This window comes from Streptomyces sp. NPDC048290, from assembly GCF_040652095.1.
Taxonomy (GTDB): domain Bacteria; phylum Actinomycetota; class Actinomycetes; order Streptomycetales; family Streptomycetaceae; genus Streptomyces.
The window spans coordinates 32,905-53,148 of sequence record NZ_JBEZLM010000023.1; the positions used below are offsets into that span (position 1 = coordinate 32,905).

Genomic DNA, 20,244 nt, shown 5'->3' on the forward strand with positions numbered 1-20,244 from the left:
TGGTGTTTCAGGAGTGCTTCAGGGGGTGGTCCGGGGGTGCTGGGCGGCTTGTGCGACGAGGCCCTCCAGTGCGCGGAACCAGGTCCCGGCCAGGTCCCGGACCGTGTCCTCGGCCAGCAGGCCGGAGGCGTAGGACCAGTGGGCGGCCAGCACCGGGCCGTCCGCCCGGTCCTCGGTCACCACATTGATCTCCAGGGCGTGGCCCGTGCGCATCGCGCCCTCGGGGCCGATGTCGGCCGTCTCCTCCTCGGGCGCGTACGACCAGTCGGCCTCCTCGGGGATGCCGAACCGGCCCAGGTAGTTGAACTCGATCCGGGGCGGCTCATGGGCGGCCAGCTCCGCGCTGGTCACCGGGTTGAGATGGCGCAGCAGTCCGTAGCCGACGCCGTCCCCGTCCCCGGGCAGTTCCGCCAGGTGCTCCCGCACCCGGCGTACCGCCTCACCGGCCGCCGGGCCCCCTGCGAACGCCTCCGCCGGGTCGAGCGATCCGGCGTCGAGCCGCACCGGGTGCACGCTGGTGAACCAGCCCACCGTGCGGGACAGGTCGACGCCGTCGCCGCCCAGTTCCTCGGCGCGGCCGTGGCCCTCCCGGTCGACCAGCACCGGGCCGTCCGGGTGGCCGTGGCGGCGCCGCCAGTCGGCGAAGGCCAGCCCGAGACCGGCGAGCAGCACCTCGTCGACGGAGGCGCCGAACGCCGCCGGGACGGACGACAGCAGCGGTCCGGTCACCGCGGCGGGCAGCCGCAGGGCGACCTCCCGGACGGTGGCGGCGGTGTCCCGGTCCGGGTCCGGCGCCCGCAGCAGCGGGAACGGCTCCGTACCGGAGTCCAGGACCGAGCGCCACACCGGGAGTTCCGCCTCCCGCGCCGGGTCCCGGGCCAGCTCGCCGAGCAGCCGCGCCCAGCGGGCGAACGAGGTCTCCACCGGCGCCGGAAGCACCGGACGCCCCGCGGACACGTCCCGCCAGGCCGCCGCGAGGTCCGGCAGCAGGATCCGCCACGACACACCGTCCACCACCAGGTGATGGGCCATCAGCAGCAGCCGCCCCGGGGCGTCGCCTGCGTCGAACCACACCGCCCGGACCATCACCCCGGCGTCCGGGTCCAGCAGCGCCCGCGCCGCGCGCGCCCGTTCCCCGACCGTCTCGGCGAGCGCCTCCGCCGTCAGCCCGGTGACATCGACCCGCTCGATCCAGCCGCCCGCGTCCACCGTCCCGGCGGGCGGCACGCTCAGCGTCCAGTCCGGACCGTCGGCGGGCCGCACCAGCGTGGCCCGCAGCAGGTCGTGCCGGTCGGCCAGCGCCTGGAGGATCGCCGTCAGCGCGGGCAGTCCCAGCGCGGCCGGGGTCCGCACCAGCGCCGACTGGTGGTACGAGGCGATCGGTCCGCCCAGCTCGCGCAGCCAGTGCATGACCGGCGTGAATGGGACCGTGCCGGTGCCGTCGTCGGCGGTGCGGGCCGCCGACGCGTCCACCGGGACCGCGACCGACGCGAGCGCGGCGGCCGTACGGTGCCGGAACACCTGGCGCGGGGTGATCCGCAGCCCCGCCGCGCGCGCCCGGCCCACCAGTTGCATCGCCACGATGCTGTCGCCGCCCAGCACGAAGAAGTCGTCGTCCGCGCCGGTCCGGTCCAGCCCCAGCACCTCGGCGAACACCGCGCACAGCGTCCGCTCCAGCTCCGTGGCGGGCTCCCGGCCCGAGGACAGTGCCGCGAAGTCGGGCGCGGGCAGCGCCGCCCGGTCCAGCTTGCCGTTGGCGAGCTGCGGGAAGCGGTCCAGCGGCACCACGGCCGCCGGGACCATGTGGTCCGGCAGCAGTCCGGCGGCGTGCGCCCGCACCCGCGCCGGGTCCGGGACCGCGCCGGGCGCCGGGACGACGTACGCCACCAGCCGCTTGCGCGGGCCGTCCTCATGGACCGTCACCAGGGCCTGCGCCAGGTCCGGGCTTGTGGTGAGGGCCGATTCGATCTCGGCGGGCTCGATCCGGAAGCCGCGGATCTTCACCTGGTCGTCGGCCCGGCCCAGGTAGTCGATCCGGCCGTCCGCCGTCCAGCGGGCCAGGTCGCCGGTGCGGTACAGCCGGGCCCCCGGCGCCCCGAACGGGTCGGCGACGAACCGTTCCGCCGTCTGCCCCGGCGCGCCCAGGTACCCCCGGGCCAGTCCGCCCCCGGCGAGGTAAAGCTCCCCGGTGACCCCGGGCGGCACCGGCTGGAGCAGCCCGTCCAGGACATGGGCCCGCGTCCCGGCCACCGGGCGGCCCACCAGCGGGCGTGCGCTGTCCCGGACCCGGGCGACCAGCGCGTCCACGGTCGACTCGGTCGGCCCGTAGAGGTTGAACGCCTCGGTGCCGCGCAGCTCCGCGAGACGCCGCCACAGGGCCACCGGTACCGCCTCGCCGCCCACGCCGACCACCGTCAGCGGGCAGTCCGCGCCGTCCAGCAGCCCGGCGTCCGCCATCTGCGCGAACAGCGACGGCGTGACCTCCAGGAAGTCGAAGCGGTGGGTGCGCACGGCCGCCGCGAGGAGTTCGGCGTCCCGGCGGACCTCCTCGGACACGATGTGCACACAGTGCCCGTCCAGCAGCCACAGCTGCGGCTGCCAGGACGCGTCGAAGAAGAACGACCAGGCGTGTCCGGCCCGCAGATGCCGCCGCCCGGCCGCCTCCACCGCCGGGGCGTAGAGGGTCTCGCGGTGGCTGTGGAAGAGCGTGGTCAGGGTCTCGTGGGTGATGACCACACCCTTCGGGCGTCCCGTGGAGCCCGACGTGTAGATGACATACGCCGGGTGACGGGGGGTCAGCGGTGTGGTCCGGTCCGCGTCTGTGAGCGGCCCCGGGTCCTGGGCGGCGATCTCCCCGGCCGTGGCGGGGGAGTCCAGGACCAGCAGGGGCGCCCCCGACGGCAGGGCAGTGGCCGTCGCGGCGGTGGTGAGGGTGAGGACCGGGCCCGCGTCGGCGAGGACCTGGGCCGTGCGCTCGCCGGGCGCGTCCGGGTCCAGCGGCAGATAGCCCGCGCCCGCCTTGTGCACCGCGAGCACCGCCACCAGGAACCGGGCGGTGCGCGGCAGCGCCAGCGCCACGAACCGCTCCGGGCCCGCCCCGTGCCCCACCAGCACCCGCGCCAGCCGGTTGGCCTCCGCCTCCAGCTCCGCGAAGGTCAGCTCCAGACCGTCCGAGGCGACGGCGGGCAGCTCCGGGTGCAGCCGGACCCGCTCCTCGAACAGCGCGGGCACGGTCGTCGGCGACCCGAGCACCGGACGGGCGCCCCAGCCTGCGGCCAGCTCCCGCCGCTCCGCACCGGACAGCACGTCGATCCGGCCGATCCGGACGTCCGGGTCGGCGGTCACCGTCCGCAGAATCCGCCGCAGCCGGTCCGCGAACGCGGCGGCGGTCGCCGGGTCGAACAGATCGGCGCTGTACTCCAGCACCCCGTCCACGCCCGAGCCGTCGGCCCGCGCCACGAAGTCGAACGACAGGTCGAACTTGGCGGTCGTCTGCGCCACCTCGTCCCGGCGCGCCGCGAGCCCCGGCAGCCCCGGCTCCTCCTCACCGGCCGCCAGATGGACCACCATCACCTGGAACAGCGGATGCCGGGCCAGCGACCGCGCCGGGTTCAGCACCTCCACCAGCCGTTCGAACGGCATGTCCTGATGGTCGAACGCGGCCAGGTCCGCCGCCCGCACCCGGGCCAGCAGCTCCCGGAACGTGGGCTCGCCCGAGGTGTCGGTGCGCAGTACCAGCGTGTTCAGGAAGAAGCCGACCAGATCGTCAAGCGCCGCGTCCGTGCGGCCCGAGATCGGGCTGCCGAGCGGGATGTCCGTGCCCGCGCCGAGCCGGGTCAGCAGGGTCGCCACCGCGCTCTGGAGCACCATGAACACCGTGACCCCGCTGTCCCGGGCCAGCCGCTCCAGGGCGGCGCCCAGTTCCGCGTCCAGCGACAGGTCCGCCGCGCCGCCACGGTAGGTCGACTCCAGCGGGCGCGGCCGGTCCACCGGCAGGGTCAGTTCCTCGGGCAGTCCGGCCAGCGCGGTCCGCCAGTGGGCGAGCTGACGGGCCGCCAGGCTCTCCGGGTCCCGTTCGTCGCCCAGCAGCTCCCGCTGCCACAGCGTGTAGTCCGCGTACTGCACCGGCAGCGGCTCCCACGCCGGGGCCCGCCCCTCGGTCCGGGCCGCGTAGGCGAGCGCCAGGTCCCGGTTCAGCGGGGCCTGCGACCACTCGTCGCCCGCGATGTGGTGCAGCAGGAGCAGCAGCGTCCAGTCCCGCTCCCCGGTCCGGAACACATCCACCCGCAGCGGCGCCTCCCGGTCCAGCGCGAAGCCGTACGCCCCCGCCGCCAGCAACCGCTCCGCCAGTAGCTCCGGCGCCACCTCGGTCACCGTGAACGGGACCGCGTCCGGCTCCAGCACCCGCTGGCGGGGCGTCCCGCCGTCGTCCGGGAACACCGTCCGCAACGTCTCGTGCCGGGTCACCACGTCCCGCACGGCGGCCTCCAGCGCCACCACGTCCAGCTCGCCCGTCAGCCGCCAGGCCGTCGGGATGTTGTACGTCGGGCTGGGGCCCTCCACCTGGTAGAGCACCCACAGCCGGCGTTGCGCCGAGGACAGCGGCAGCAGCGCGGGACGCTCCCGGACAGCCGGTGCCGGACGGGCGCCCATGCCCTCGCCGTCCCCGAGCCGGGCCGCGAGCCCGGCCACGGTCGGCGCGTCGAACACCGTCCGCAGCGACACCTCCGCGCCGAACGCCGCCCGCACCCCGGCCACCAGCCGCACCGCCAGCAGCGAATGCCCGCCGAGCGCGAAGAAGTCGTCGTCCACCCCGACCCGTGCGACGCCCAGCACCTGCGCGAACAGGGCGCACAGCACGTCCTCGCGGGCGGTGCGCGCGGCCCCGGACGTCCCGGTGAACTCCGGGACGGGCAGCGCACGCCGGTCCAGCTTGCCGTTCGCGGTCACCGGCAGCGCGTCCAGGGCGACCACCGCCGCCGGGACCATGTGCTCGGGCAGCAGCGCGGCGGCGTGTCCGCGCACCGCCACCGGATCGGCGGCGGCCGGGACGACGTAGGCGACGAGCCGTCCGTCGTGCGGGACGACCACCGCGTGCCGCACCGCCGGATGGCGGCCGAGGACGGCGGCGATCTCGCCGGGCTCGACCCGCATCCCCCGGATCTTCACCTGGTCGTCGGAGCGGCCCAGGAAGTCCAGCGAGCCGTCGGCGGCCCAGCGGACCACGTCACCGGTGCGGTACATGCGGCTCCCGGGCGGCCCGTACGGGTCGGCGGTGAACCGCTCGGCGGTCAGCGCGGGCATCCCGACATAGCCGCGCGCCAGTTGCACGCCCGCGAGATACAGCTCCCCGGCGACCCCGGGCGGCACCGGCCGCAGCGCCGCGTCCAGCACCAGCACCCGCGTGTTCCACACCGGGCGCCCGATGCCGACCCGCTCCGCGCCGGGCGCCACCTCGGTGGCGGTGACGTCGACCGACGCCTCCGTCGGCCCGTAAAGGTTGTGCAGCGCGCACGGCAGCACCTCGTGGAACCGCCGGGCCACCGGCACCGGCAGCGCCTCACCGCTGCACAGCACCCGGCGCAGCCCGGTGCACCCGGCGGCGGCCGGTTCCTCCAGGAACACCTGGAGCATCGACGGCACGAAGTGCGCGGTCGTCACACCCTGGTCCCGGATCAGCGCCGCGAGATACGCCGGGTCCCGGTGCCCGCCGGGCCGCGCCACCACCAGCGCCGCCCCGGTGATCAGCGGCCAGAAGAACTCCCACACCGACACGTCGAACCCGGCCGGAGTCTTCTGGAGCACCCGGTCGTCAGCGGTCAGCCCGTACGCGTCCTGCGTCCACAGCAGCCGGTTCACGATCCCCGCGTGCGGCACCGCCACACCCTTGGGACGTCCCGTCGACCCCGAGGTGTACAGGACGTAGGCGGTGCTCAGCGGGTCGTACGACGTGGGGAGCGGGCCCTCGGGGCCCTCCGGGAGTCCGTCGGCGAGTACGCACACTGTGTCGGTGTCCGCCAGCATCAAGGACCGCCGCTCCTCGGGCAGTGCGGGGTCCAGCGGCAGATAGGCGCCGCCCGCCCGGTGCACCGCCAGCAGCGCGATCACCAGCTCCACCGAGCGGGGCAGCGCGACCGCCACCGTCCGCTCCGCGCCCACGCCCATCCCGGCCAGCACCCGCGCGGTGCGCTCCACCCGCGCGTCCAGCTCCGCGTACGTCAGCCGCTCCTCTTCGAAGACCAGGGCGAGGGCGTCCGGGGTGCGGGCGGCCTGCGCGGCGAACAGCTCGGGCAGGGTGACCGCCGGGACGGGGTGCGCGGTGTCGTTCCAGCCGGTCAGGACGGCAGTCCGCTCGGCGGTGTCCAGGACGTCCAGGTCGCGTACGAGCCGGTCCGGGTCGGCCGCCACCTGGTCCAGCAGCCGGGACAGCCGCCCGGCGAGCCGCTCGGCGGTCGCCGGGTCGAACCGGTCGGCCGCGTACTCCAGCAGCAGCGCCAGCCGGTCCCGGCCCGTCTCGTCGACGAAGGTGACGTGCAGGTCGAACTTGGCGGAACCGGTGTCCATCTCGGACCACTCGGTCGCCAGCCCCAGCACGTCCGGGTCGCCGTCGGGCCGCCAGTGGTAGCCCAGCATCACCTGGAACAGCGGGTTGCGGCCCGCCACCCGGGGCGGATTGACCGCCTCCACCACCGTGTCGAACGGCACGTCCTGCCGCTCGAACGCGGCCAGCGCCGTCTCCCGCACCTGGCCCAGCAGCCCCCGGAACGTGGGCGCACCCGACAGATCGGTGCGCAGCACCAGCGTGTTCACGAAGAAGCCCACCAGCTCGTCCAGCGCCGAGTCGGTACGGCCCGCGATGGGGGAGCCCAGCGGAATGTCGTCACCCGCCCCGAGCCGGTGCAGCAGCGCCGCCGTGGCCGCCTGGAACAGCATGAACATGCTGGTCCCGGTCGCCGAGGACAGCGCGCGCAGCCCGGCCACCGTCGCCGGGTCCAGGTCGAGACCGACCTTGCCGCTGCGCCCGGTGGGCCGCTCGGGACGCGGCCGGTCCGCCGGGAGCGCCAGCTCCTCCGGCAGCCCCCGCAGCGCCTCCGTCCAGTACGCGAGCTGCTCCGCGCCGACCTGGGCCAGCAGCTCCCGCTGCCACAGCGTGTAATCGGCGTACTGCACCGGCAGCGGCGCCCAGTCCGGGGCCCCGCCCGCGAGCCGCGCCGCGTACGCCGTGCCCAGGTCGGCCAGGAACGGCCGGTCGGACCACTCGTCGGTGGCGATGTGATGCAGCACCAGCGCCACCACCTGGTCCTCGGCGCCGAGCCGCAGCACCTGGGCGCGCAGCGGGATCTCGGACCGCAGATCGAACGGACGGCGCTGGATCTCCTCGATCCGCCCCGCCAGCTCCTCCTGCGCGCAGTCCTCCACCGTGAACGCCGGGGCGACCTCGCCCGGCGCCGCGATCCACGCGTACGGCTCCCCGTCCGCCTCCAGGAACCGGGTGCGCAGCACCTCGTGCCGGTCCGTCACATCCGCCAGCGCGGCCCTGAGCGCCGCCGGGTCGAGCCGCCCGCGCAAGCGGACGACCAGCGGGAAGTGGTACGCCACGGCGTCACCGGTGATCCGCTCCACCAGCCACAGCCGCCGCTGCGCCGCCGACAGCGGCAGCCGCGCCGGACGCCCGGTCGCCGGGGCCAGCACCGGGCGCGCCGGACGGCCGGTCCCGGCGCGGGACGCCAGCGCCTCCGGGGTCGGCGCCTCGAACAGGTCCCGGATCGCCAGCTCGGCGCCCAGCTCGGTGCGGGCCCGGCTGATCAGCCGGGTCGCCAGCAGCGAATGACCGCCCAGGTCGAAGAAGTTGTCCTCGGCGCCGGTCCGCTCCAGCCCCAGCACCTCGGCGAACAGCCGGCACAGCACCTCCTCCACCGGGGTGCGCGGACCGCGCCCCTCGGAGAGCGCCACGGCGGGTTCGGCGTCCGGCAGGGCCCGCGCGTCCAGCTTCCCGTTGTCGTTCATCGGCAGCCGGTCCAGGACCACGAACGCCGCCGGGACCATATAGCCCGGCAGCCGCCGCCCCAGGTCCTCCCGCAGCCGCCGGATCAGCGCCCCGGCGCCCCGGGCCGCCGTCGGACTGCTCGCCCAGGGGGCGTCCCCGCGCCCCGGGCGCGGCCGGTACAGGCCGCCGGTGCGGCCGTCGAGGGCGACCGGGAGGAACACCGCGTCGAAGAAGCCGGGTTCGCCGGACCAGGTGGTCAGCACCCGGTACCCGTGCGCCGCGCCCAGCTCCCGCAGGTCGTCCGGCTCCACGCCCGCCTCCGGGGCGGGCCCGCCGTCCAGCGCGCGTGTGGCGGCGAGGTCGGCGGCGGTCCGGGCGTCCGGCACGCGGACCACCCGCAGCGGCTGCCCGTCCGCCAGCACGCCGGACAGGTCGGCGCCCCAGGGGAGTTCGGGCGCGGCGGAGACGTCGGTGGCGTCGGACGCGTCGGCGTACAGGATCACGTCGTAGCGGTAGCGGCTCAGCTCGTTGTGGTGGCGGCCCTCCTTGGTGCGCAGGTCGACCCCGACGCCGAGGGTGGTGAACCAGTCGGGGTCGACCAGGAGTTCCTTCTCCAGGGCGAGGCCCCGCTCCACCGCACGGGGCAGTGCCTCGGGGGCCGTGCCGCGCGCCTGCTGGATGCCGGTCTGGAAGATCCGGCCCTGTCGCAGGTCGCGGACGTCACCGAGGAAGAGGGAGCCGCCGGGCGCGAGCAGCGCCAGCGCGCCCCGGATCACCGAGTGGAGGTGGTCCAGGCTCGGGAAGTACTGGACGACGGAGTTGACGACGATCGTGTCGAAGTGCCCGGCGGGCAGCCCCTCGGTCACCTCGGCGGCCTGGCAGCGCAGTTCGACCTTGGCGGCCAGCTCCGGGTCGGCCTGGATCTCGGCGGTCAGCTTGGCGATCACCGGGGCGGCGAAGTCGGTCGCCCAGTACTCCGCCGCGTCCGGCGCCAGCCGGGACAGCAGCAGCCCCGAGCCGACACCGATCTCCAGTATCCGGCGCGGACGCAGCTCACGGATACGCTCGACGGTCGCCGCCCGCCACTCCCGCATACCCTCCAGCGGGATCGGCGCCCCGTCGTAGGAGCTGTCCCAGCCCGCGAAGTCCTCGGTGAACAGGGCGGTGCCGATCTCGGTGTACTCGGCGGCGTAGATGTCCCGCCACTCGCCGATCTGCTCCCGCTCCGCCGCCCGCACGCTCTCCGCGTCCCGCTCGGCGGGGACGACATAGCCCACCAGCCGCTTGGTGCCCGGCGCGGCGGTGTCGTCGCGGGCCAGCACGGCGGCCTGGGACACCTCCGGGTGCTGGGCGAGGACCGTCTCGATCTCGCCCAGCTCCACCCGGTGGCCCCGGATCTTCACCTGGTCGTCGGTGCGGCCCAGGAAGTCCAGATTGCCGTCCGGGCGGCGCCGCACCAGGTCGCCGGTGCGGTACACCCGCTCCCCGGGCCGCCCGTAGGGGTCGGCGACGAACCGCTCCGCGGTCAGCCCCGGCCGGTCCAGATAGCCGCGCGCCAGCCCGGCGCCCGCGATGTACAACTCACCCGCCACACCGTCCGGCACCGGCCGCAGCCACGGGTCCAGAATCCGGGCCCGGGTCGCCCGGATGGGACGCCCCACGGTCGGAGTGGCGCTGTCATGGGTGCCGCCGCCCAGCGTGTTGATGGTGTACTCGGTCGGCCCGTACAGGTTGTAGCCGTACGTCCCCTCGGTGTCCCGCAGGGTGTTCCACACCGTCTCGGTGACGGCCTCCCCGCCCAGCAGCACCAGCGGCGGCCGGTGCCCCTCCAACAGCCCCTCCTCGATCAGGAGATGGGCGTAGGTCGGGGTCACGTTCACCACGTCGACCCGGTGCTCCTCGCAGTACGCCACCAGCGCGGTCGCGTCCCGGCGCAGCTCCTCGTCACAGATGTGCACCTCGTGGCCCTCGACCAGCCACAGCAGCTCCTCCCACGACATGTCGAACGCGAACGACACGGTGTGCGCGATCCGCAGGCGTCGCCCGCCCGCCGCCGCGATGGCCGGGGCGAAGATCTCCTTCTGATGGTTGAGCTGCATGTTCGTCAGCCCCCGGTACGGGGTGACCACGCCCTTGGGGCGGCCCGTGGAACCCGAGGTGTAGATCACGTACGCCGGGTGGTCCAGGCTGAACGACACCTTCACCGGGTCCGCCGGGAGCGCGGCCAGTTCGGCGGTTGTGTCCGGCGCGTCGAGCAGCACTCTCGGGACGTCCCCGGTGAGTGTCCCGGACACCGCCCGGGTCGACAGGAGCAGCAGCGGACGGGCGTCGGCCAGTGTCGCCGACAGCCGCTCGGCCGGATGGTCCAGCTCCAGCGGCAGATACGCGGCCCCGGTGCGCAGCACCGCGAACAGCGCCACCACCGTGTCGATCGACCGGGGCAGCCCCAGCGCCACCACCTTCTCCGGCCCCGCCCCGCGCGCGATCAGCAGCCGCGCCAGCCGGTCGCAGTCCGCGTCGAGTTCGGCGTACGTCACCGTCCGCGCCCCGCACACCAGCGCGGTCGCCTCCGGCGTACGGGCCGCCTGCGCCGCCAGCAGGTCGGCGACCGTCTCCCGGGGCACCGGCTGGCGCTGCCCGGCGTCCTCCCGGGCCAGCGCGGCGGCCTCGGCGGGCAGCAGCGCGTCGAGCGCGCCGACCGGCGCGGACGGGTCCGCGACCAGCCGCCCCACCAGCAGCACGAACCGGTCCAGCAGCGCCCGCGCGGCCGGACCGGTCAGCAGATCGGGCCGGTGCGCGAGGGTCACCCGGACCTGCTCGCCCGGCGTCACCACCAGGTTCGCCGGATAGTGCGTGGCGTCCACATTGGCCACCGCGCTCGCCCCGTGCCGCTCCCTGAGCCCGGCCAGCCGTTCGTCGCTGTCGGCGTTGCGCAGCACGAACAGCGTGTCGAACAGCCGCCGGTGCCCGCTCTCCGCCTGGAGCACCCCGAGCCCCAGATACTCGTACGGCATCACCGCGAGCCGCTCGTCCTGCACCCGCCTCAGCAGGTCGAGGACCGCCTCGCGCGGGTCGAACGCGATCCGCGCGGGGACCGTGTTGAGGAACATGCCGATGACGCTCTCCACCTCCGGCACCTCCCCGGGGCGGCCCGCGACCGTCGTGCCGAACGCGATGTCGGTCCGCCCGGTCGCGCCCGCCAGCACCAGACCCCAGGCCGTGTTCAGGACCGTGTTCAGGGTCAGGCCGTGCCGCCGCGCGGTCTCCTTGAGCCGTGCCGCGACCTCCGGGTCGAGAACCGTGTCCAATTGGACCGGGATCACCGGCTCAAGCCCCCGGTCGGACACCCCGGGCGCCAGCAGTGTGGGCTCCTCGAACCCGGCGAGCGCCGCCCGCCACGCCCGGGTCGCCGCGCCGTCGTCCTGACGGGCCAGCCAGCTCAGATAGTCCCGGTAGGCGCCGGGCGGGGCGAGATCGGCCGGGTCGCCGCCGCTCTCGTACAGCGCGAACAGCTCGTCCAGGAACAGCCAGGCCGACCAGCCGTCCCACAGGATCAGATGACGGCCGATCACCAGCCGGTCGCCGCGCCCGGCCCCGAGCCGCACCAGCAGCATCCGGAACAGCAGCGGAGACGACAGGTCGAAGCGGCGGGCGCGCTCGGCGTCCAGCAGCTCCGCCATCCGCCGGTCCTGCTCGGCGGGCGCGAGCCCGGACAGATCGGCCACGGTCAGCGGGACCTCGGCGCCGGACACGATGAACTGCACCGGCTGGCGCAGCCCCTCGCTGGTGAATCCGGCGCGCAGACTCGGATGCCGGGCCAGCAGCGCCCGGGTCGCGGCCAGCAGCCGGCCGGTGTCGACCGGCTCGGCGAGGTCGAAGGACTCGTGGACGGTGTAGACGTCGAGTGCGCTGTCGTCGTAGGCGGCGTGGAAGAACAGGCCCTCCTGGAGCGGGGCGAGCGGCCACACGTCCTCGACGCGGCCGGGCGCCAGCCCCTCCACCCGCGCCCGTTCGGCGGCGGTCAGGGTGAACTCGGCGGCGGGCGCGACCGTCTCGACGGCGTCGGAGGCAGCCGCCGCGAGCGCGGCCGGGGTGCGGTGCTCGAACACATCGCGCGGATCGATCGCGAGCCCCGCCCGGCGGGCCCGGCTGGACACCGCGATGGAGCTGATGCTGTCGCCGCCGAGCAGGAAGAAGTCGTCGTCGGCGCCGAGGTCGGTGAGCTTCAGCACGGAGGTGAAGATCTCGGTCAGGACCCGTTCGCGCGGGGTCCGGGGGGCGCGGGCGGCGGCGCGCACGGCCTGCGGGGCGGGCAGCGCGGCCCGGTCCAGCTTGCCGCTCGGGGTGAGCGGGAACGCGTCCAGCACCACCCAGGCACCCGGCACCATCGGCGCGGGCAGCCGTCCGGCGAGCGCGTCCCGCAGCACCTCGGGCGCGATGGGCGCGGTGGGTGCGGTGGGCGCGGCGGTCCCGGCGGTCCCGGCAGTCTCGGCGGTCCCGGCAGTCTCGGCAGGCCCGGTAGTCCCGGCGGTCCCGGCGGGCGTTGCGGGCACCACGTACGCCACCAGCGTGTCGTCCCGGACCGTGACCGCCGCCTGCGCCACCGCGTCCAGCGCCGTCAGCGCGGCCTCGATCTCGCCGGGCTCGATCCGGTTGCCGCGCAGCTTGACCTGACGGTCGGTGCGGCCCAGGTACTCGACCACCCCGTCGGCCCGGCGCCGCACCAGGTCACCGGTGCGGTACATCCGCGTCCCCGGCGGACCGTACGGGTCGGCGGTGAACCGCCCGGCGGTCAGCGCGGGCCGCGCGTGATACCCCCGCGCCAACTGGACACCCGTCAGATACAGCTCGCCGGGCACCCCGTCGGGCACCGGCGTCAGACACGCGTCCAGCACCCGCAGCCCGGTGTTCCACACCGGCCGCCCGATCGGCACCGACACCCCCGGTTCCCCGTCGAACGGGTGGAAGGTGACATCGACGGCCGCCTCGGTCGGCCCGTACAGATTGTGCAGCGGTACGCCGGTCAGCTCCCGCCAGCGGTGCGCGGCGGCCGTCGGCAGCGCCTCACCGCTGCTGAACACCCGGCGCAGCGGCGCCGCCCACGCCGGGTCGGCGGTCACCTCCTCGGACCGGAGGAACGCCTCCAGCATCGACGGCACGAAGTGCATGGTGGTGACGGACTCGGCGCGGACCAGGTCCGCCAAGTACGCCGGGTCGCGATGGCCGTCGGGGCGCGCCAGCACCACGGTGGCGCCTTCGAGCAGCGGCCAGAAGAACTCCCAGACGGAGACGTCGAAACTCGACGGGGTCTTCTGGAGCACCCGGTCGTCCGCGCCCAACTCGTGGGCGCCCTGCATCCAGGCCAGCCGGTTGACGATCGCCTCATGGGTGACGACCACACCCTTGGGCAGCCCGGTCGAACCCGAGGTGTACAGGAGGTAGGCCGGGTCGCCGGGGCGGGCGGGCGGCGGGACGGACACCGGTCCTTCCTGCTCCGGCGCGTCCAGCAGCAGCACCTCCGTACCGGGCACCTCGGGCAGCCGTCCCGCGCTGTCGCCGAGCGCGAGCACGGTCCGGGCGCCCGAGTCGGTGAGCATGTGCGCCACCCGGTCCGCCGGATAGTCCAGGTCGAGCGGCAGATAGGCGGCGCCCGACTTCAGCACCCCGAGCAGCGCCACCATGAGTTCCGACGAGCGGGGCACGGCCACGCCCACGAAGGTGCCGGGTCCTGCGCCCCTCGCCCACAGCCGGGCGGCCAGCCGGGCGGCACGGGCGTCGAGTTCGGCGTACGTCAGCCGCTCACCGGCGAACACCACGGCGGTGGCGTCCGGCGTGCGGGCCACCTGCGCGGCGAACGCCCCCGCCAGCGTGGCCGCCGGGACCGCGCGCTCCTCGCCCGCCGGATGCGCGGTCAGGGCCTCGTCCGGGGTGAGCAGATCGAGGGAGGCCGCCGTGCGGGACGGGTCGGCGGCGAGCGCCCGCAGCACCCGGGCCAGCCGGTCGCCGAGCGCGCCCACGGCGGCCCCGTCGATCCGGTCCGTGTGGTGTTTGAGCCGCAGACCCAGCGTGCGGCCCGGCTTCACCACCAGGGCGAGGGGATAGTGCACGGTGTCGTGGAAGGCGTCCCCGGTGATCCGGACCGTGCCCGACGGGTCCTGGGGCTCGGTCACGGACGGATAGTTCTCGAACACCACCAGCGTGTCGAAGAGTTCGCCGCGCCCCGCGTGTCCCGCCAGCCGCTGGATCTCCGCCAGCCCCAGGTGCTGGTGGTCCAGCAGCCGGGCCTGCTCCTCCTGGAGCCGGGTGAGCAGCGCGCCGAGCGGGGCGCCCGGCGTCCACCGGAACCGGGTCGGCACGGTGTTGATGAACAGGCCCACCATCCCGGCGATCCCGTCCACCTCGCTGTCCCGCCCCGAGACGGTCGTCCCGAACACCACGTCCGTCCGGCCGGTCAGCCGGCCGAGCAGCAGCCCCCACGCGGTCTGCACGACCGTGCCCAGGGTGACGCCGTGCTCCCGGGCGCGGTCGGCGAGCCGGGCGGTCGTCTCCTCGTCCAGCTCCACCCGCACGTGCGCCGGGTGGACGGCGGTACCGGCCGCCGGGGTCTCCACCAGCCGGGTCGGCTCGTCCAGCCCGGCCAGCGCGTCCCGCCACACGGTGTGCGCCGCGTCCCGGTCCCGTCCGGCCAGCCGCCGCAGGAACTCCCGGTAGGGCGCGGGCTCGGGCAGGGCGGGGGCGTCCGTGCCGTACCCGGCCATCAGCTCCCGGTGCAGCACGGGCAGCGACCAGCCGTCCGCGACGATGTGATGGAACGTCAGCACCAGACGGCTGTGCGTGGCGTCCAGCCGGACCAGGGCACAGCGGATCAGCGGCGGAGCCCCCAGGTCGAAGCCCGCGGCCCGCTCTTCGGCCGCGACCGCGTCACCGAGCACGGGCCGTACGGCGTCGTCCTCGCCGCCGAGATCGACCTCCCGCCAGGGGAGCGCGGCGCCCTCGGTGACGATCTGGACGGGCGTGCCGTCCCGGCGGGCGCGGAACGCGGCGCGCAGCGGGGCGTGCCGGTCCAGCAGCCGCTGGGCGGCCCGGCGCAGCGCCGCCCCGTCCACCGGGCCCGTCAGCTCCAGCACCTGCTGGACGACATAGGCGTCCGAACCGGTCAGCGCGTGGAAGTAGAAGCCCTGTTGGAGCGGGGTGAGCGGGAGGAGTTCGGCGACCGGCAGCGGGCGGTCGCCCTGGATCTCGGCGAGTTCGCCGTCGGCGACGGTGAGCAGCGGTTCCCGCGACGCCGGGGCGTCCTGCGTGCCACGGTCCACGGCGGCATGGGCGAGCGCCTCCACCGTGCGGTGCCGGAACACGTCCCGGGCGGTCAGCCCGAGCCCCGACTCACGGGCCCGGATGAGGAGGTGGATGGCGGTGATGCTGTCGCCGCCCAGCGCGAGGAAGTCGTCCTCGGCGGTCACCGACTCAAGACGCAGCACCTCGGCGTACAGCGCGCACAGCAGCCGCTCACGGGCGGTGCGCGGCGGGCGGCCGGAGCTGAGCGCCGCGTAGTCGGGCGGCGGCAGCGCCCGGCCGTCGATCTTGCCGCTGGGGGTCACCGGCAGGGTGTGCAGGGCCACGAACGCCGACGGGACCATGTAGTCCGGCAGCCACTCGGCGGCGTAGGCGCGCAGCGTCCGCATCAGGGCCGCCGGGTCCCGGAACGGCGCCGGGCGGTTCGCCGTCGGGAAGGCGCCGGAGGGGCGGTAGGCGCCGGTCGGCGGTCCGTCGAGGGCGAACAGCGCGTCGAAGGAGCCGTCGTCGGCGCCGCCGGTCCAGGTCAGGGCCGCCGCGTAGCCGTGCTCGGCGGCCAGGGCGTAAAGGTCCTCGGGGTCGGCGCCGGGAACGGCCGCCTGGTGGCCGCTGCCGTCCAGGGCGCGCAGGTCGGCGAGGTCGTCGGCGAGGCGGGCGTTGGGGACGCCGGTGATCCGCAGCCGACGGGGGCGCTGCGCGAGGAGCGCGGCGAGGGGGGCGGCGCCGGACCAGTGGGTTTCGGGGGTCCCGGTCTCCTCCGGTGCCTGGTGGGCGACCGGTCGCAGCACCACGTCGTAGCGGTAGCGGCTCAGCTCGTTGTGGTGGATCGCCCGCTTGATCCGCAGGTCCGTGTCGAAGCCGTCGAGGGACGCGAAGAAGTCCGGGTCCAGGAGGAGTTCGCCCTCCCAGTGGACCGAGCGTTCCACGGCCGCGCGCAGGGCGCTCTTGTCGTCGCCCGCACCGGCCCGGCGGGTCTCGACGGCGGCGCGCAGGGTGCGCAGCAGCCGCAGGTTGCGCACATCGCCGAGGAAGATCCGTCCGCCGGACGCGAGCAGCCGGGCCGCCTTGGTGAGCACGTCCCGCAGATATCCGGCGCTCGGGAAGTACTGGGCCACGGAGTTGACGACGACCGTGTCGAAGAACCCCTCCGGCAGGCCCTCGGTGTCGTCGGCGGGACGGGCGCTGAGGTGGACCCGGTCCGCGAGCGCGGGGTCGGCGGCGACCTGGGCGCGCAGCGCGGCGACGGCCTCCTCGGACAGGTCGGTGCCCCAGTACGCCTCGCAGTCCGGGGCGAGACGGGACAGGATCAGCCCGCTGCCGACACCGATCTCCAGGACCCGGCGGGCGGGTCCCGCCTCACGGACGCGGTCGACGGTCGCGTCCCGCCACTCGCGCAGCTCCTCGACGGGCAGGGGTGTCCCGTCGTACATGCTGTTCCAGCCCGCGAAGTTCTCCCGGAAGCTGTCCGCACCGGCGGCGCTGTAGAGGAGTTCGTGGAGTTCCTTCCAGCCGTCGACACCGGTGGTGGTGTCGGGGGCCGGGTCCAGGGCGGGGACGACATAGGCGGCGAGGCGGCGGTCGCCGGGGCGGTCCTCGCGGGCGACCACGGTGACCTGGTCGACGGCCGGATGGCCGCGCAGCACCGACTCGATCTCGCCCGGCTCGATCCGGAAGCCGCGGATCTTCAGCTGGGCGTCCGCGCGGCCGAGGAACTCCATCCGCCCGTCGGGGCGGCGGCGTACCAGGTCGCCGGTGCGGTACAGCCGTTCGCCGGGCGCGCCGAACGGGTCGGCGACGAACCGCTCCGCGGTCAGGTCGGGGCGGCCGAGGTAGCCGCGGGCCAGCCCGGCGCCGCCGAGGTACAGCTCGCCGGTGACCCCGGCCGGGACCGGACGCAGCCGGGCGTCCAGGACGTAGGCGCGGGTGCCGGGGTCGGGGACGCCGATCGGCACGATCGCGCCGGCCGGGGTGTCCGGGTCGCAGAGCCCCAGCGTGGAGTTGGTGGTCGCCTCGGTCGGCCCGTAGGCGTTGAACATCATCCGGCCGCGGGCGTAGCGGCCGACCAGTTCGGGGGAGACCCGTTCCGTCCCGGCGAGCAGGGTCGCGGCGGGCGGCAGCCGTACGTCGTCGGGGAGCGCGGCGAGCAGGGCGGGCGGCAGGATCATGAACGTGACGCCGTGCCGGTGGGCGTAGTCGGCGAGCGGCGCGCCGGGCACCCGGCGTTCGGCGGGGACGACGACCAGGCGTCCGCCGGAGAGCAGTCCGAGGCACAGGTCCCAGAACGCCACGTCGAAACTGGGCGAGGCGAATTGCAGCACCCGGCTGTGCGGGCCGATCCCGAACCGCTCGCTCTGCGTGGCCAGCAGTTTCGCCACCCCGGAGTGGGCGAGGACGACTCCCTTGGGGCGGCCGGTGGAGCCCGAGGTGTAGATGACGTAGGCCGCGTTGAGGACGGTGAGCGGGGCGCCGCGGTCCTGGTCCGTGGGGTCGTGGGCCGGGCGGTCCGCCAGCTCGGCGGCGACGGCGGGGGAGTCCAGCGCCAGGACGGGCGTGCTGTGCGGGTCGGGCACCTCGGGCAGGTCGCGGGCGGTCGCCTCGGTGGTGACCAGGCACACGGGGCGGGCGTCGCCGAGCATGTAGGCGATCCGGTCCGCCGGATAGTCGTGGTCGACCGGGAGATAGGCGGCGCCCGACTTCAGGACGGCGACCTCGGCGACGATCAGGTCGGCCGAGCGGGGCAGGGCGAGCGCCACGATCTGCTCGGGTCCGGCGCCGCGTGCCAGCAGGGCGTGCGCCAGCCGGTTGGCACGGGCGTCGAGTTCGGCGTAGGTCAGTTCCTCGTCCTCGAAGACCAGGGCGGTCTCGTCCGGGCGGGCGCGCACCTGGTCGGCGAAGAACGCGGGCCAGGTGCGGGCCGGGACGGTGTGGCCGGTGTCGTTCCAGCCGGTGACGGCCTGCCGGTACTCGTCCTCGGACATCAGGGTGAGCCCGGTGACGGGGGTCCCGGGGCGGGCCACCGCGTCGGTGAGCAGGGTGCGGTAGTGGGCGAGCAGCCGGTCGGCGGAGGCCGGGTCCAGCAGGGCGGGGGCGTACTCCAGCCGGGCGGTGCCGTCGCGGACGTCGAGATGGAGATCGACCGGGCCCGGTGTCTCGCCGAGCGGGCGGTCCGCGGTGGAGAACGCGGTGTGGAAGAACCGGCCGCCGCCGCGGGTGGGCGCCGGGTGCACCTCGTCCACCAGCAGTTCCAGCGGGACCCGGTGGGTGCGGGCGTCCTCCCACACCCCGGCGACCCGCAGGGCGAGTGCGGCGAAGGTCGGTTCGTGGTCCAGCGAGACCCGCAGCGGCAGTCCGTCATAGCCGACGGTGAGGTCGGTGGCGCCGCTGTAGTGGTGCAGCAGCGCCAGGAAGGCGGTCAGGAGCTGGGCTTCGGAGGCGGCGGGCAGTCCGCCGAGCGTGCGGGTGGCCCGCTCCGTCGCGGGCTCCGGCGGATGGGGCCGGTCCACCGGGAGCGACAGCTCCGGCGGGGGCGGGGTGAGCAACCGCCGCCAGTAGGTCAGTACATCCTCGGAACCGCACACGGCCGAGTGCCTCCCCAGCAGGTCGTTCCCGGCCGTGGGCCGGGGGTCGGCGACATACTAAGGTAAGGGTTACCTAATTCCCAGAGGTGTCAGGTGGAGTCGGGCGGAGTCGGGTGGTGTCAGGTCGTGCCGGGTCGTGCCGGGTCGTGTCGGGTGGTGCGGATGATCCCGGGGATTTCGTACGGGAGTTCTCCGCCTGGTAGTTCTCCACCTACAGTTAAGGTAAGCCTCATCAAAGGAAGTTCACGTGGGGACCTCGAAGGTCCGGGCGGCGCAAGGCCCCCGCGCAGTACTCCTGCTCGCCGCCACCGGCGTGGCGCTGCTCGCGCTCTGCGCGGTGTCCATGGCGTTCGGCGCCCTCGGTGTGCCCCTCGGCCAGGTCTGGGACACCCTGCTGGGCGACGCTCCGAGCGCCCGGGTCGAGACCGTCATCTGGAACGTCCGGCTGCCGCGCACCCTGCTGGGCCTCGCCACGGGGGCCGCGCTCGGGCTCTCCGGCGCGCTGATGCAGGCGCTCACCCGTAATCCGCTGGCCGACCCCGGCATCCTCGGCGTCAGCGCGGGCGCCGCGTTCGCGGTGGTGCTGTCGGTCGGGGTCGTCGGCGTCACCTCCCTGTACGGCTACATCTGGTTCGCGTTCGCCGGGGCGATGGCCGCGAGCGTGCTGGTCTATCTGCTGGGCGGACTCGGCCGCTCGGGCACGACCCCGGTCAAACTCGCCCTCGCGGGCGTCGCGATGACCTCCCTGCTGTTCTCGCTGACCAGCGCCATCGCCCTCACCGACCCGGACGCGCTCAACCGCTACCGGTTCTGGTCGGCGGGCTCGCTGGCCAACCAGAACGAGGAGGTGCTCGTCCGTGTCCTGCCGTTCCTGTGCGTGGGCGCGCTGTTCGCCCTCGGCTGCGCCCCCGCCCTCAACCGGCTCGCGCTCGGCGACGACGTGGCGAAGTCTCTCGGGCTGAACGTCGGACTGGTCCGGGTCCAGGGTGTGATCGCGGTGACCCTGCTCACCGGAGGGGCGGTCGCGGTGATCGGCCCGGTGGTCTTCGTCGGACTGGTCGTCCCGCATATCGCCCGGGTCCTCGCCCAGTACGCCGGGGTCGGCCCCGACCACCGCTGGCTGCTGCCGCTGTCGGCGCTCCTCGCGCCCTGTCTGCTGCTGTCCGCCGACATCGTCGGGCGTCTGCTGGCCCGCCCGATCGAGATCCAGGCGGGCATCCTGGTCGCCTTCATCGGCGGCCCGTTCTTCATCGCGATGGTCCGCCGCCGGCGATTGGCGGAGCTGTGAGCGCGGCGGGCGTCCGGCGCGGGCGGACGGGGACGCCGACCCGCCGCTGCCGTGGCCGCGCGGCCGAAGTCCCCCGTACCCCCGTGGTGGCCCGCTAC

2 protein-coding genes are annotated in these 20,244 nt (G+C 75.1%); one reads left to right on the forward strand and one right to left on the reverse strand.

Features of this window, described 5'->3' with window-relative positions:
• Nucleotides 1-18: 18 nt before the first annotated feature.
• A complete protein-coding gene (locus AB0D49_RS31655) occupies nt 19-18,858 on the reverse strand; it encodes an amino acid adenylation domain-containing protein (RefSeq protein WP_362764083.1) in 18,840 nt (6,279 codons plus the stop codon).
• A gap of 247 nt (nt 18,859-19,105) precedes the next feature.
• On the opposite strand from AB0D49_RS31655, the gene AB0D49_RS31660 reads away from it, so the two are divergent.
• Nucleotides 19,106-20,146 carry an iron chelate uptake ABC transporter family permease subunit gene (locus AB0D49_RS31660; protein WP_362764085.1) on the forward strand — a complete coding sequence of 347 codons (1,041 nt, stop codon included), beginning with the start codon at nt 19,106-19,108 and terminating at the stop codon, nt 20,144-20,146.
• Nucleotides 20,147-20,244 lie beyond the last annotated feature (98 nt).